Annotated in this window: 11 protein-coding genes; 5 read left to right on the forward strand and 6 right to left on the reverse strand. The window is 61.0% G+C overall.

Going from position 1 to position 15,596, the window contains the following annotated elements; genetic code table 11:
* Positions 1–75 precede the first annotated feature (75 nt).
* Together gyrA and mtnA are read right to left on the reverse strand one after the other, a co-directional pair.
* Positions 76–2,742, reverse strand: a complete 2,667-nt coding sequence (gene gyrA, locus AD665_RS21550; RefSeq protein WP_024778723.1) for a DNA gyrase subunit A — start codon at positions 2,740–2,742, stop codon at positions 76–78.
* Between the two features lie 444 nt (positions 2,743–3,186).
* Complete coding sequence (mtnA, locus tag AD665_RS21555) at positions 3,187–4,263, reverse strand: S-methyl-5-thioribose-1-phosphate isomerase (RefSeq protein WP_053193647.1); 1,077 nt, start codon at positions 4,261–4,263, stop codon at positions 3,187–3,189.
* Between the two features lie 105 nt (positions 4,264–4,368).
* On the opposite strand from mtnA, the gene AD665_RS21560 reads away from it, so the two are divergent.
* The 5 genes from AD665_RS21560 to AD665_RS21580 all read left to right on the forward strand — a co-directional run bounded on the left by AD665_RS21560 (position 4,369) and on the right by AD665_RS21580 (position 9,388).
* Complete coding sequence (locus AD665_RS21560) at positions 4,369–5,700, forward strand: TRZ/ATZ family hydrolase (RefSeq protein WP_024778721.1); 1,332 nt, start codon at positions 4,369–4,371, stop codon at positions 5,698–5,700.
* Positions 5,701–5,762: 62 nt separating this feature from the next.
* Positions 5,763–6,461, forward strand: a complete 699-nt coding sequence (gene ubiG, locus AD665_RS21565) for a bifunctional 2-polyprenyl-6-hydroxyphenol methylase/3-demethylubiquinol 3-O-methyltransferase UbiG (protein ID WP_024778720.1) — start codon at positions 5,763–5,765, stop codon at positions 6,459–6,461.
* A 4-nt stretch (positions 6,462–6,465) separates the two neighbouring features.
* On the forward strand, positions 6,466–7,137 hold the full coding sequence (mupP, locus tag AD665_RS21570; RefSeq protein ID WP_024778719.1) for an N-acetylmuramic acid 6-phosphate phosphatase MupP: 672 nt from the start codon (positions 6,466–6,468) through the stop codon (positions 7,135–7,137).
* A 224-nt stretch (positions 7,138–7,361) separates the two neighbouring features.
* Positions 7,362–8,102: a YciK family oxidoreductase gene (locus AD665_RS21575; protein ID WP_024778718.1), complete on the forward strand. Its 741-nt coding sequence runs from the start codon at positions 7,362–7,364 to the stop codon at positions 8,100–8,102.
* A 359-nt stretch (positions 8,103–8,461) separates the two neighbouring features.
* A complete protein-coding gene (locus tag AD665_RS21580) occupies positions 8,462–9,388 on the forward strand; it encodes a GGDEF domain-containing protein (RefSeq protein ID WP_053193652.1) in 927 nt (308 codons plus the stop codon).
* A 250-nt stretch (positions 9,389–9,638) separates the two neighbouring features.
* On the opposite strand, the gene AD665_RS21585 is transcribed toward AD665_RS21580, so the two are convergent.
* The 4 genes from AD665_RS21585 to AD665_RS21600 all read right to left on the reverse strand — a co-directional run bounded on the left by AD665_RS21585 (position 9,639) and on the right by AD665_RS21600 (position 15,594).
* A complete protein-coding gene (locus tag AD665_RS21585) occupies positions 9,639–10,409 on the reverse strand; it encodes an iron-containing redox enzyme family protein (RefSeq protein WP_392396945.1) in 771 nt (256 codons plus the stop codon).
* An 80-nt stretch (positions 10,410–10,489) separates the two neighbouring features.
* On the reverse strand, positions 10,490–12,949 hold the full coding sequence (locus tag AD665_RS21590) for an EAL domain-containing protein (RefSeq protein ID WP_024778715.1): 2,460 nt from the start codon (positions 12,947–12,949) through the stop codon (positions 10,490–10,492).
* Positions 12,950–13,139: 190 nt separating this feature from the next.
* Positions 13,140–14,966, reverse strand: a complete 1,827-nt coding sequence (locus AD665_RS21595; protein ID WP_024778714.1) for an ABC transporter ATP-binding protein — start codon at positions 14,964–14,966, stop codon at positions 13,140–13,142.
* Positions 14,959–15,594: a DsbA family protein gene (locus tag AD665_RS21600; RefSeq protein ID WP_024778713.1), complete on the reverse strand. Its 636-nt coding sequence runs from the start codon at positions 15,592–15,594 to the stop codon at positions 14,959–14,961. Before AD665_RS21600 ends, AD665_RS21595 begins: the two co-directional genes overlap by 8 nt.
* Between the last annotated feature and the right edge of the window lie 2 nt (positions 15,595–15,596).

Consider the following 15,596-nt stretch of genomic DNA (forward strand, 5'->3'; position numbering starts at 1 on the left):
ATGCACAGTCTCGCAAACTTTCAAAAGGGACAAACAACAAGGGGGCGAATCTTCATCCGCCCCCTGCGTGTCCGCTTATTCCTGCGGTTCTTCTTCGTCTGCGGCAGCGTCAAGCGATTGATCGTCGCCGGCCATGTCGTCGACATCGGCACCCAGGGTACCGTCGAACGCCACGTCGTCCTCGCCTTCCAGCTCCTCGCCTTCGACTTCCGAAGGCTCCTGCACCCGCTCAAGCCCCACCAGCGTTTCATCGCTGGCCAGCTTGATCAGTGTCACGCCCTGAGTATTACGGCCCAGACTCGATACTTCGTCGACCCGCGTACGCACCAGGGTGCCCTGGTCGGAGATCAGCATGATCTCTTCGCCATCGAGCACCTGGACTGCACCGACCAGACGACCGTTACGCTCGTTGCTGACCATGGCGATCACGCCCTGCCCGCCACGCTTGTACTCGGGGAACTCGCTGATGGCGGTACGCTTGCCATAACCACGCGCCGAAGCGGTAAGGATCTGGCTGCCTTCTTCGGGGATCAGCATGGAAATCAGCTTCTGGCCTTCAGGCAGGCGCATGCCGCGCACACCGCGGGCAGTGCGGCCCATGGCGCGAACGTCGGATTCCTTGAAGCGGGTGACCTTGCCACCGTCGGAGAACAGCATGACCTCACGCTCGCCATCGGTGATGGCAGCCGAAATCAGTACGTCACCTTCGTCCAGTTCCAGGGCGATCAGGCCCACGCTGCGCTGGCGACTGAAGGACTCCAGCGGGGTCTTCTTGACGGTGCCGTTGGCGGTCGCCATGAAGATGTAGTGGCCTTCGGTGTATTCCTCGACCGGCAACATGGTGGTGATGTACTCACCGTCGTCCAGGGGCAGCAGGTTGACCAGCGGACGGCCACGGGCAGCACGGGACGCCTCGGGAATTTCGTAGGTCTTGAGCCAGTACACCTTGCCCTTGCTGGAGAACAACAGCAGCGTGGTGTGGCTGTTGGCAACCAGCAGGTGGGCGATGTAGTCCTCGTCCTTGACGCCGGTAGCCGATTTGCCTTTGCCGCCGCGACGCTGGGCCTGGTAGGCAGCCAGCGGCTGGGTCTTGGCGTAGCCACCGTGGGAAATGGTCACCACGCGGTCTTCTTCCGGGATCATGTCACCCAGGGTCAGGTCCAGGCGCGCATCGAGGATCTCGGTGCGGCGCACGTCGCCGTATTCGGCGCGGATCACTTCCAGCTCTTCGCGGATCACTTCCATCAGGCGCGTGGCGCTGTTGAGGATGCGGATCAGCTCGCCGATCTGGTTGAGGATCTCCTGGTACTCGGCCAGCAGCTTCTCGTGCTCCAGGCCGGTCAGGCGGTGCAGGCGCAGTTCGAGGATGGCTTGCGCCTGTTCCGGGGACAGGAAGTACTTGCCGTCGCGCAGACCGTATTGCGGGTCGAGGTTTTCCGGACGGCAGGAATCGGCCCCGGCACGCTCGACCATGGTCATCACCGCACTGGACTCCCAAGGCGTGCTGACCAGCGCTTCCTTGGCTTCCGACGGCGTCGGCGAGGCCTTGATCAGGGCAATGACCGGGTCGATGTTCGACAGGGCAACGGCCTGGCCTTCCAGGATGTGACCACGCTCACGGGCCTTGCGCAGTTCGAACACGGTACGACGGGTGACCACTTCGCGACGGTGACGCACGAAGGCTTCCAGCAGGTCCTTGAGGTTCAGGATCCGCGGACGGCCATCGATCAACGCAACGATGTTGATACCGAACACGCTTTGCAGCTGGGTCTGGGCGTAGAGGTTGTTGAGGATCACCTCAGGCACTTCGCCACGGCGCAGCTCGATCACGACACGCATGCCGTCCTTGTCGGACTCGTCCCGCAGCTCGGTGATGCCCTCGAGCTTCTTCTCCTTGACCAGCTCGGCGATCTTCTCGATCAGGCGAGCCTTGTTCAACTGGTACGGGAGTTCGGTGATGACGATCTGCTGGCGACCACCGACCTTGTCGATGTCTTCGACGGTTGAGCGCGCACGCATGTAGATGCGGCCGCGACCGGTACGATAGGCTTCGATGATGCCGGCACGACCGTTGATGATCGCGGCGGTCGGGAAGTCCGGGCCGGGGATGTACTGCATCAGCTCATCGACGGTCAGCTCCGGGTTGTCGATGAGGGCCAGGCAACCGTCGATCACTTCACCGAGGTTGTGCGGCGGGATGTTGGTTGCCATGCCCACGGCGATACCGCTGGAACCGTTGACCAGCAGGTTCGGGATACGGGTCGGCATGACCGCCGGGATCATTTCGGTGCCGTCGTAGTTCGGCACCCAGTCCACGGTTTCCTTGTGCAGGTCGGCCAGCAGCTCGTGGGCGAGCTTGGTCATGCGCACTTCGGTGTATCGCATGGCCGCGGCGTTGTCGCCATCCACGGAGCCGAAGTTGCCCTGGCCGTCTACCAGCAGGTAGCGCAGGGAAAATGGCTGCGCCATCCGGACGATGGTGTCGTAAACGGCAGTGTCACCGTGCGGGTGATACTTACCGATCACGTCACCGACGACACGGGCGGATTTCTTGTACGGCTTGTTGAAGTCGTTGCCCAGCTCGCTCATCGCGAACAACACGCGCCGGTGCACGGGCTTCAAGCCATCGCGCGCATCCGGCAGCGCCCGCCCGACGATTACGCTCATTGCGTAGTCGAGGTAGGACTGTTTCAGCTCGTCTTCGATATTGACCGGGAGGATTTCTTTGGCCAGTTCGCCCATGAGAAGCCTGATTCCTTTTTCTGGTGAAACCTCGTCACATCCAGACGGGACGAACGAAGCTCGCCGCTACAGGGCGGTGCCATGCAGCGACTTACGACAAATCAACGAGTTATGCCATGGATCTGCGCAGTAAAGACCGCTTCGTGAAGCGGCCCTGGAAACCGCCGGATGTTATCACAAGAGCCGCCACGCACCTATCCCCCAGATGCGCATGGAGCATAGTTAGTTGACCGGTGACAGGCTGATATGGGACGAGAGGGGCTTAGAAGCGCTGCGACTGAAGAATTTGTGCTCAAATGCAAGGAGATCTGCAGGTTTCAAAGGCCTCTTCGCGAGCAGGCTCGCTCCCACAGGAGTGCGTTGTGTGCCCGGGGCTCCCGACACAACCCGGCTCCATGTGGGAGTGAGCCTGCTCGCGATGGCGATGCACCTGACAAAATGGTCTCAATGCAGCCGCTTGCGACACATCAATTGCGCCATCTTCGCGGTGTCCGGACGCTCGACGATGCCCTTCTCGGTGACGATGGCATCAATCAGGTCAGCCGGGGTGACGTCGAACACCGGGTTGAACGCATCAACCTCCGCGCCGACCCGCTTGCCTCCAACTTCCAGCAGTTCGCGCCCGTCGCGTTCTTCGATCGGGATGTCTTCGCCACTGGCCAGGCTCATGTCGATCGTCGAACTCGGCGCCACCACCATGAAACGCACGCCATGATGCATGGCGCAGACCGCCAGTTGATAGGTGCCTATCTTGTTCGCCACATCACCGTTGGCGGTGATGCGATCGGCGCCGACGATTACCCAGGTCACACCCTTGGTCTTCATGATGTGGGCGGCAGCGGAATCGGCGTTGAGGGTCACCGGGATGCCCTCGTTGGCCAGCTCCCAGGCCGTGAGGCGCGAGCCCTGCAGCCACGGACGGGTTTCGTCGGCGTAGACCCGCTCGACCATCCCCTCGATGAATGCACCGCGGATCACCCCCAGGGCCGTACCGAAGCCACCGGTGGCCAGGGCACCGGTATTGCAATGGGTGAGGATGGCCTGGGCATTGCCCTGATGCTTGCGGATCAGGTCGACGCCGAGTTGGGCCATGGTCAGGTTGGCTTCACGATCACTTTCGTGAATGGCGATAGCCTCGGCCTCAAGGGCAGTCAGCGGCTCGGCATGCGTTTTCAAGCGCACCAGCCGGTCACGCATCCGATCCAGGGCCCAGAACAGATTCACTGCCGTCGGCCGGGACTCGGCCAACAAAGCGAAATCAGCCTCCAGCGCCGCTTCCCAGTCCCCACCCTCGGCCATCCTCGCCCGTGCCGCCAACACCACGCCGTAAGCCGCACTGATGCCGATAGCCGGCGCGCCGCGCACCACCATCGCGCGTATGGCCTCGGCCACGCCGGCCGCACTGGTGTAGGCAATCCAGTTTTCCTCGAACGGCAAAACACGCTGATCCAGCAGGTAAAGGGCGCCATCCCGCCAATCGATGGCCTTCACCTTCTCCGCAGCCAACAGTTGATCGCGCATCCTACACTCCGCACTCTTGAACAAAGCCGCCGATTATAGCGATCCCTGCATGATGACGCTCGGGTATACTTCGCCATCCTTTATAACCCACGGAACCGATCCACGATGCCCAAGCCTGCCGTTGCGCTCGACTTATTATTGCTGCCAACCTGGTTGGTGCCTGTCGAACCTGCCGGTGTAGTACTCAAGGATCATGGCCTCGGCATCCGCGACGGTTGCATCGTGTTCCTCGGCCCAAGGGCCGAAGCCCTGAGATGCGAGGCTGCCCAGGTCCGCGAGTTGCCGGGCATGCTGCTCAGCCCGGGCCTGATCAACACCCATGGACATGCGGCGATGACCCTGTTCCGCGGCCTGGCCGACGACCTGCCCCTGATGACCTGGCTCGAACAGCACATCTGGCCGGCCGAGGGCAAATGGGTCGACGAGGACTTCGTGCGCGATGGCACTGACCTGGCGATCGCCGAGCAGATCAAGGGCGGCATCACCTGTTTCTCTGACATGTATTTCCACCCCAAGGTTGCCAGCGAACGCGTCCATAACAGCGGCATCCGTGCGCAAATCGCCATTCCGATCCTCGACTTCCCGATTCCAGGGGCCGCCAGTGCCGACGACGCCATTCGTCAGGGCATCGAATTGTTCGGCGACCTCAAGCACCATCCACGGATCAAAGTCGCATTCGGTCCGCATGCGCCCTACACCGTGGGCGACGAGAACCTGGAGAAAATCCGCGTGATTGCAGAAGAGTTGGACGCGGCCATTCACATGCATGTTCACGAAACCGCCTTCGAAGTTCAGCAGGCCGTGGATAACACCGCCGAGCGGCCGCTGGCTCGCCTGGGGCGACTCGGCCTGCTGGGGCCACGTTTTCAGGCCGTGCACATGACTCAGATCAGCGATGACGATCTGGCCTTGCTGGTAGAAAGCAATTGCAGTGTGATCCATTGCCCGGAATCGAACCTGAAGCTGGCCAGCGGTTTTTGCCCGGTGGAGCGGTTGTGGCAGGCCGGCGTCAATGTCGCGGTCGGCACCGACGGCGCGGCGAGCAACAACGACCTGGACCTGCTGGGGGAAACCCGCACTGCTGCCCTGTTGGCCAAGGCTGTCGCCGGCTCGGCCACGGCCCTGGATGCCCATCAGGCGTTGCGCATGGCCACGCTCAATGGCGCGCGGGCGCTGGGTATAGAGGGCACCGTCGGTTCCCTGGAAGTCGGCAAGGCCGCCGACCTCGTGGCCTTCGATCTGTCGGGACTGGCACAACAACCGATATACGACCCGGTGTCGCAGTTGATCTACGCCACCAGCCGCGATTGCGTGAAACACCTGTGGGTGGCCGGCAAGCCGTTGCTTGAGGACGGCCAACTGACCCGCCTGGACGAACCGCAACTGACCGCCACGGCCCAGGCCTGGGGTCGCCGCATCAGCGGTCACGACGAATAACCATGCCTCTTGAGCCACGGCTCGGGGCAACTGACTTTTTCAAGTTTTTCGAGGATCTGCACATGAGCAACGTCGACCACGCCGAAATCGCCAAATTCGAAGCCCTGGCTCACCGCTGGTGGGACCGTGAAAGCGAATTCAAGCCGCTGCACGACATCAACCCGCTGCGGGTCAACTGGATCGACGAACGGGTCAACCTGGCCGGCAAAAAGGTACTCGACGTCGGCTGCGGCGGCGGCATTCTCAGCGAAGCCATGGCCCAGCGCGGCGCGACGGTGATGGGCATCGACATGGGCGAAGCGCCGCTGGCGGTGGCGCAATTGCATCAGTTGGAATCCGGCGTCAGTGTGGAATACCGGCAGATCACCGCCGAAGCCCTGGCCGAGGAAATGCCCGCCCAGTTCGACGTGGTCACCTGCCTGGAAATGCTCGAACATGTGCCGGACCCCTCCTCGGTCATCCGCGCCTGCTTCCGCATGGTCAAGCCCGGTGGACAGGTGTTCTTCTCCACCATCAACCGCAACCCGAAGGCGTATCTGTTCGCCATCATCGGCGCGGAATACATCATGAAACTGCTGCCACGGGGCACCCACGACTTCAAGAAGTTCATCCGCCCTTCCGAGCTGGGCGCCTGGAGCCGCGCGGCAGGCCTGACCGTCAAGGACATCATCGGCCTGACCTACAACCCGCTGACAAAGCACTACAAGCTCGCCGCCGACGTTGACGTCAACTACATGATCCAGACCCTGCGCGAGGAATAAGTCGATGCGTCTCAAAGCGGTTCTCTTCGACATGGACGGCACGCTGCTCGATACCGCGCCGGACTTCATCGCCATCTGCCAGGCCATGCGCGCCGACCGTGGCCTGCCACCGATGAATACGCAGCACATTCGTGACGAAATTTCCGGTGGCGCCCGCGCGATGGTCGCGGTGACCTTTTCCATGGACCCGGAGTCACCGGGCTTCGAGGATCTGCGCCAGGAGTTCCTCGACCGCTACCTCAAGGGCTGCGCCGTCCACAGCCATCTGTTCGACGGCATGGCCGAGGTACTGGCCGATATTGAAGCGGCCAACCTGATCTGGGGCGTGGTCACCAACAAACCGGTGCGCTTCGCCGAGCCAATCATGCAGCAACTGGGCCTGGCCGAACGCTCGAAGGTACTGATCTGCCCCGATCACGTGAAAAACAGCAAGCCGGACCCAGAGCCGCTGACCCTGGCGTGCAAGATGCTCGACCTGGACCCGGCCAGCGTGTTGTTCGTCGGCGACGACCTGCGGGACATCGAGTCCGGGCGCAGCGCCGGCACCAAGACCTGCGCAGTGACCTACGGCTACATCCACCCGGACGACAACCCCAGGCACTGGGGCGCGGACGTGGTGATCGATCATCCGCTGGCGTTGCGCGAAGTGCTGGATAACGCGTTGTGCAGTTGCTGAACTGACTACTTCGTGTGGCAAGACAAGTAAGTAGATTTTTTGTGGCGAGTGGATTTATCCCCGCCGAGGTGCGAAGCGCCTCCAAGAGATGTCAGTCACTGCGTTGTATCAAGCAATACGCAAGGGGTCGCTTCGCGACCCAGCGGGGATAAATCCCCTCGCCACAATACAACCCGTCGCCACACCGTGCATCACCACGCATCGTTATGTTTCGTGAGGTTTTTATGTTTGATTATTCCGCCCGCCCCGACCTGCTCGCCGGCCGGGTCATCCTGGTCACCGGTGCCGGTCGCGGCATCGGCGCGGCTGCCGCCAAGGCCTACGCCGCCCACGGTGCCACCGTGCTGCTGTTGGGCAAGACCGAAGCCAACCTGATCCAGGTCTACGATGAAATCGAAGCGGCTGGCCATCCACAGCCGGCGGTGATTCCATTCAATCTCGAAACCGCCCTGCCCCATCAATACGACGAACTGGCGGCCATGATCGAAGCCGAGTTCGGTCATCTGGACGGCCTGCTGCACAACGCCTCGATCATCGGCCCGCGCACACCACTGGAACAGCTGTCCGGCGAGAATTTCATGCGGGTGATGCACGTGAACGTCAACGCCATGTTCATGCTCACCAGCACCTTGCTACCTCTGCTCAAGTTGTCCACGGATGCGTCCGTGGTGTTCACCTCAAGCAGCGTTGGTCGCAAGGGTCGGGCGTATTGGGGCGCTTATGGGGTGTCCAAGTTTGCCACCGAAGGGCTGATGCAGACCCTGGCCGACGAAGTCGATACCGTCGCGCCGGTGCGTGCCAACAGCATCAACCCTGGCGCCACCCGCACGAGCATGCGCGCCCAGGCCTATCCGGGGGAAAATCCGCTCAATAATCCGACCCCGGAAGAGATCATGCCGGTCTATCTGTACTTGATGGGACCGGACAGCAAAGGCGTCAACGGCCAGGCCTTCAACGCGCAGTAAAAACTCGCCCCTACGTTGCGGCGGTTTACCGTCGCAACGCTCGAATTCTTCGGTAGCAAGCCAGACGAACCGCCAAAGCCATGTCGCGCAACGCCGGGGGGATATTCGTGTTTTTTTCACTTCATTGATTTGTAATGGATTTTCCCGAAGTGAACAGACTGGCACGACTTTCGCTCTAACCCTTCCAAACACGCCATGTCCGGCGGGGAACGGAGATAGATACGAGGCCTGCGTCAGCCAAGGAAAGCAGACTAAACTCAAATCAGCATCCTATGGGACTGACGGGACGGTACGACGCGCAGCCCAAAGCCCCCCTCACCCAGCCTGCCAGGACAGATTTGCTTAGGGGCTCACGCCAAATGAAAACGCCCATCCAGACCAACGCGATTGATTTCGACAGCGCCAAACTGCAGCGCCTGGGCTTCGGTCAGCCGTCACCGCTCGTCGCGCGGTCCGTCAGTCTTTCGCAACTGCGCCAGCAATTGAGTCAGCAATTGCAGACCAGCCTGGAACCACAACGGATCCTGGGCTTGTTTTTCCGCGAGGTTCAACGACTGGTGCCCCTGGATGCACTGGCCTATCAACACAAGCCCAGCGATCTGCGACTGGAGTTCGGTCAACGCGGACATCATCTGCTCAGCTACAACCTCAGCCATGAAGACGAACAGTTGGGCGAATTGGTATTCCGTCGCAATCAGCGTTTTAGCGACGCGGAGCAGAGTGATCTCGAGTCAGTGATGTCCACCCTGTTGTTTCCACTGCGCAACGCCCTGCTCTACCGCGCCGCAACCCAGAGCGCCCTGCGCGACCCGTTGACCGGAACCGGCAATCGCATCGCCATGGACCAGGTCATGGGGCGGGAAATCGACATGGCCAGGCGTCACATGCAACCGTTGTCGCTGCTGATGCTAGACATCGATCACTTCAAGCGCATCAACGATACCTATGGCCACGGCGCCGGCGATGAGGTGCTCAAGGCCGTTGCCGAGTCGATCAAGGATCAGTTGCGCAACGTGGACATGGTGTTCAGGTTCGGCGGAGAGGAGTTTCTGATCCTGCTTTCCAATACCGGTCGGGAAGCCGCTGCCACGATTGGCGAGCGATTGCGCTATGCCGCCCAACTGCAGGATTATTTCGCAGCCGGCGTCAGGATTGAGCTAACGGTCAGCCTCGGCTGCGCGACGCTGCTGCCGGGTGAGTCCATGGAAAGCCTGCTCCGCCGGGTCGACAGCGCGTTGTATGTGGCCAAGCGCGAGGGGCGGAATCGGTTGGCAATGGCGGGTTGATTGAGAACACGCGAGCCAGACTGAGTGTGGGAGCCGCACGCGAAGGCGGTGGCATGTTCAATATTTCTACTAGCTGGCCCACCGCTATCGCGAGCAGGCTCGCTCCCACAGGGATACGAGGTGAGTCTGATTACATCAAACAATAATGTGGAAGCGAACCTGTTCGCGACAGCGATCCGATAGCCAACCTCCCCGTTGGCTGACCGCACCTCTTTGCAGGCAGACCCGCTCCCACATCGTCAGCTAGGCGTCAGCTCCCGGCCAGCGCCAGGCGCTCGCGTGGGGATGCCGACTTTTCGGCGACCTCCGACTGTTCCAGTTGCATGCAACGCTCCAGAAACAGATACATGTAATCGTAGCTTTTGCACACCGCCTGGCGCAGTTCGGTCTGCAATGCCTGGCTCGGATTCATGCCCCCCAGGGTGCAGATGATTTCCAGCGCTTCCCACGGGTGGGCGTCGTCGTACTGGGCGTGCATCTTCAGCCATTTCATGGCTCGCTTGCGATCTTCCTCGGCGAAGGCCGCCGCATAGATGCCGCTGGAACACACCAGGGCCGACCACTCCCCGGTCGCGCCTTCAATCGCATAGTTGGTCGCTGCGATGGCCACGATCAACGAGTCCGAAGAGCTGGTATGCCAGCACCAATGGCTCAACGCGTGGAGTTCGGGCGGTACCTGCTGTGCCTGCAGATCCTCCAGCGTCACACCGTGGGCGGCGCTCCAGTTCACCCAATAGTCGGCGTGATTGAGTTCGACACGGATGTTGCGCATCAGCCAACGACGGGCCATGTCCTCGCCGGGATGGCGGGCAAAGCGGGTCTTGGTGAGGTTCTGTGCCATGTATAAGGCGAACTGTTCAACAACCGGCCAACCACCGATGAGGTAGTGGCGCATGGTCTTGGCGCTGAGCTTGTTGTCGCGCATGCGTTGATACAGCTCGTGTTCGACAACCCGGCGCTTGCTCTCGCCGCAATCGGCAATGAGCTGCTGTGCCCATTTCGGATAGCTTTTGGCGTCCATGAGCGGGCCTGTTCGGTTGAATGTGTCGATCACTGTCGGGCTCCTTTTGATTGTGATTTTTTTCCGGATCAACAAGAGGCTCAGCGGAACGTGCCGGGGGCCTTGAATAACAATGGCTGGGGCCGGGCCGGCCTGCATTGCAACGTGTCACAGGTAAACAACTGCGGGCGCTCGATGACATACCCCTGAGCGTAATCCACTCCAATCTCCAGCAATGCCTGCTCGATCTGGGCAGTTTCCACAAACTCGGCAATGGTGCGCTTACCCATGACGTGGCCGATGTGGTTGATCACCTCGACCATTGCACGGTTAATCGGGTCGTCCAGCATATCCTTTACGAAACTCCCGTCGATCTTCAAGAAGTCTACAGGTAAATGTTTCAGGTAAGCGAATGAAGACATTCCGGCGCAAAAGTCGTCCAGCGAGAAGTAACAACCCAAGCTCTTGAGTTCATTGATAAAGCGAATGGCACTGCCCAAATTCGAAATAGCGCTGGTCTCTGTAATTTCAAAACAAATCATTTCCGGTGGAATCGAATACGCCGCGAACTGTTGACGCAGGAAGTCGAGAAATGCCTGGTCTCCGATAGTCGTGCCTGACAGATTGATCGCACACATCGCCATGGGGCCCTGCCGCGAATCGTTCAGGCACTGGCGGATGATCTTGAAGACATTTTCCACCACCCAACGGTCCAGGGACGTCATCAGGCCATAGCGCTCCGCCGCTGGAATGAAGCTGTCCGGCAAAATCATCCGTCCAGCTTCATCGTGCAGGCGCAACAGGATCTCAATATGCCCGCCGCCATGGTCGCCAGGCCCCAGGGCGGCGATTTCCTGGGCATAGAGGCAGAAGCGGTTTTCCTCCAGGGCCATGTGCAAGCGCTGGACCCAGGCCATCTCACCGAAGCGCAGGGACAGCTCCGAATCGTCGGCATGGTAGACCTGGACTCGATTGCGGCCTTTTTCCTTGGCCATGTAGCAGGCCATGTCGGCGGCACGCAGGGAAGCTTCCAAAGTCGTCGGGTTCTGGGCGATGTGCACCAGGCCGATGCTCACGGTGGTCACGAACGGCCGGCCTTTCCAGACAAAGTGCAGGTTCTGCACGGTCTGGCGCAGCCCTTCGGCGATCTTCTCCGCGGCCTCCGGCGAACAGTTCTCCAGCAAGATACCGAACTCATCCCCGCCCAACCGGGCCAGGGTGTCGTTTTCCCGCAGGCCCGATTGCAGCAACGCGCAAATGTGCCGCAACAATTCGTCACCCGCCGCGTGGCCACAGGTGTCGTTGACCAGCTTGAACTGGTCCAGGTCGAGGAACATCAAGGCATGGCGCCCGGCCTGGCGCGTCAGGTTATGCAGGGCCTGCTCCAGCCGGTACTCGAATTCCCGGCGATTCGCCAGGCCGGTCAGCGCATCATGGGTAGCCTGCCACGACAGGTTGGCAATGTACTGGCGCTCCTGGGTCATGTCGTGCAAGACCAGTACGGCGCCGCTGACCTTGCCCGCATGGCGGATCGGCGCACCCACCAGAGTCACCGACACCGTACTGCCATCCAGGCGCTGGATCAGTTTGGAATGTTCGCTGCCGCCACCGAGCCGGTCACTGAGAATGTGTTCGATCAGCGTCAGGCTTTCGGTCTGGGCATTGTCGTCAAGCAGATTGAACAGCGCGGCCAAGGGCAGCCCGGTGGCATGCTCGGCCTTCCAGTGGGTCATCGCCTCGGCGGCGGGATTCATGTACGCAATGGCGCCTTCGACGTCGGTAGTGATGACGCCATCGCCAATGGATTGCAAGGTGATCTGCGCACGCTCCTTCTCCAGTTGCAAAGCGTTGGCGAACACCTGTCGCTGGGCCAGCAGCTTGTGGGTACGTAACAACGCCAGGACGATGAGCCCCAGCGCGGTGGCAAAGTTGATCACCAGCAACAGGCGCAGAATAAAGCGCGATCCCTCACCCAGCGCGTCGCTGAAAGCCTTGGCTGCTGGGGTTACGGAGTCGTTGATGGCAAAGATCTGCGCCTTCCAGCCCCGGATATCGGCCTCTGAAGCACTCCCTTCGGTAATGCTTTCGTGCATCTGCCGGGCGACATTATCCAACTCGATCAGATAACCGTCGCCCACCGTCCAGAGATCGATGGCTTCTTCCAGATAACTGAAATGACGGAAATTCAGATAGAGCCAGATCACGCTGGCCACATCGTCCGGGTGGTTTCCCCCCTGGAGGATACCCGCCCGCGCCGCTTCCAGGTCAGGTGGTTGACGATCCAGTGCCACCCGCAAGTCATGCCCGCCCTCGGGCACGGCTATGGCTTGCTGGTATTTGCGGAAAATCGCCTCATCACGGCTGTCGGCGTAGAGATTGAGGTAGTAGATGGCGTCTTTCTGCCCCTTGGACCAGAGGCTTTCCCCCGCTACATAGCCGCGAACTGCCGACAACACGTAGAGACTGACGCCCCCGAGTAATGCCTGAAATAGCACAACGGCAATGAAGGGCCAGACGATGCCCAACAACCGAGGCGTTCCGAGAGTCCGCTTTTGCTTCATGAGGTCCCTTGCACAGGCATTGCCAATGAGCACCCGGGAAAAATCCGCTTCTGATTCCAGAGCCTAGGCCAGTTTTCGACCCTTGGAACGGCTGGATCGGAGAATCGACAGGCTTTGGGTGGAAATTCGAAGAAACCGGGGGCGTTCAGCTGACTTTTTTGGATACTAAGCGCAGAAAATCACAGGAAACTCAAGGCTGCTGTATCTGTTGCAAATGACCGTAGAGTCGCGCGTACAGGCCACCCTCGGCGATCAACTGCAAATGGTCGCCGTCTTCGGCGATTTGCCCCCCGTCGAACACCAATACCCGATCCGCCTGTTTCACGGCTGATAACCGGTGGGCGATGATCAGCGTGGTGCGCCCGCTCAGGAAACGCGACAGCGCCTGATGGAGGTTGTACTCGGTGGCGGCGTCCAGTGCAGAGGTCGCTTCGTCGAGAATCACCACCCGCGGCTCGGCCAATACCATGCGGGCAATGGCCAGGCGTTGACGCTGTCCACCGGACAGCCGCACCCCGGCACGCCCGACCACACTGTCCAGCCCTTGGGGCAACGCGCGCACCGTAGTATCGAGTTGGGCAATGGTCAATGCCCGCCAGCAGGCCTCGTCGCTGCAGTCGCGCCCCATGGAGAGGTTGGCTCGTACCGTGTCGTTGAACAACGCAGGATGCTGCAACACAACCGCGACATTTTCCCGGATGGTTTCCAGGCCGATTTCCTGCTGCGTGGCGCCGCCAAACCGGATACTGCCCGACTTCGGTGTATACAGGCCCAGCAATAGCTGCACCAGGGTGCTCTTGCCGCCACCGCTGGCGCCAACGATGGCGACCTTTTCGCCGGGGGAGATGGACAGGTTCAACTGATCGAGCACCAGTTCCTCACCATAACCGAAGCTCAGCCCCTGGATGTCGATGCCCACGGTATCACGGCCTTTGAACGGATCGATGCCGCCGCTGTACTGCGGCTCGTCGGCCCGGGCCAGGAGTTCGTTGATACGGCTCAATGCGCCGCCGGCCGCATAATAGGCGTATTGCAGGTTCAATAGCTGCTCCACGGGACCGATCATGAACCAGAGGTAGCTGAACACCGCCAGCATCTGGCCGATGGACAGGTCGGAAAACAGCACGGTGAGCATCGCCGCCGCACGAAAAATGTCGATGCCGAACTGAAACAGCAAGCCACTGGCGCGACCCGACGCGTCGCTTTTCCACTGGGAATTGACCGCATAATCACGCACCTCCCGGGCGCGCTGGCCCAGGCGTCCGAGGAAAAAGCCCTGGCGGTTACCGGCACGCACCTCCTGGATCGCGTCCAGGGTTTCGGTCAATGCCTGGGTGAAGCGCGAGGTGCTGTCGTTCTCCAGCTTCTTGAGGTGCTTGACCCGCTTACCCAACTGCACCGTGGCATAGATCACCAGTGGATTGAACAACAGGATCAGCAGCGCCAGTTTCCAGTGCATCCACATCAGGATGCCGGCGGTGCCCACCAGCGTCAGCATCGCCACCAGGAAACGGCTGAGGGTTTCGCCGACGAATTTATCCAGGGTGTCCAGGTCGGTGACCAGGTGAGCGGCCACGGTACCGCTGCCCAGGCTTTCGTATTCACCCAGGGAAATACGCTTGAGACGCCCGATCAGGCGGATACGGATGCGATAGACGATGTCTTTGGCGAGCCCGGCAAACAAGCGCGCCTGTAACACGTTGAACAGCAACGCGCCGCACCGAAGGGTCAAGGTCGCCAGCAGCATCAACCCGATATAGCCGGCAGCACTCTGCCAGCCCGTCGGCAAGGCGTGGTTCATCACCTTCAGGGCGGCGTCGCCACGCCCCAACAGCACTTCGTCCACCAACAGCGGCAAGAGCAAGGGGATCGGCACACTGCACAGCGTCGCCAGCACGGCCACGCCGTTGGCAATCCACAGGGCTTTCTTGTGTGTGAAGGCCAGGCGACGGATTTCCGCCCAGCTCAATCGATCGACGCGCTGTGGCTCAGAAGTGCCATCCGGCAGGTCAGGCACAGGCCGCGCGCTCCAGCCAGCGGCCAAGCAATGGAGACAACTGACTCAAGGGCTGATAACCGTTGGTGAGCAAGGCGAGTTGCCCGTCGCGCTCGGCCAGTAGCGTGGGGAATCCGGCAATGCCGAGGTCCTGCACCCAGGTGAAATCCGCAGCGGTGGCAGCATGTTGATCAGCGCTGTCAAACGCCGCGGCAAATTCAATGCGTGGCAACCCGGCCTGTTCGGCCAGTTCCACCAGGACGCTGGCACGGGTCACGTCGCGACCTTGCACATAAAAAGCCTGCTGGATCAGCTTCAGCAACTTCCAGGCCAGGTCCGGTGCCAGGCTACGGGCCGTCACCAGCGCCCGGCAGGCCGGCTCGGTGTCATAGACAAAACCGTCCGGCAACGCGCCCTCCAGCTTGAACGGCTGGCTGGTGGCCTCGGTGACAGCCTGCCAATGCTCCAGGATGTAACGCCGGGTAGTGGGCTCCAGGGCCGAACCGCTGCCCGTGCGCAAACCACCCACCACCAGATGCAGTTCCACACCCCGGGCCCGCGCCTGCTCGACCAATGCTTCGGCCACCGGCGCGAAGCCCCAGCACCAGGAACACATCGGGTCCATGACATACAGCAGGCGTGGCGGCATGG

The sequence above is a fragment of the Pseudomonas corrugata genome (assembly GCF_001269905.1).
Lineage (GTDB): Bacteria > Pseudomonadota > Gammaproteobacteria > Pseudomonadales > Pseudomonadaceae > Aquipseudomonas > Aquipseudomonas corrugata.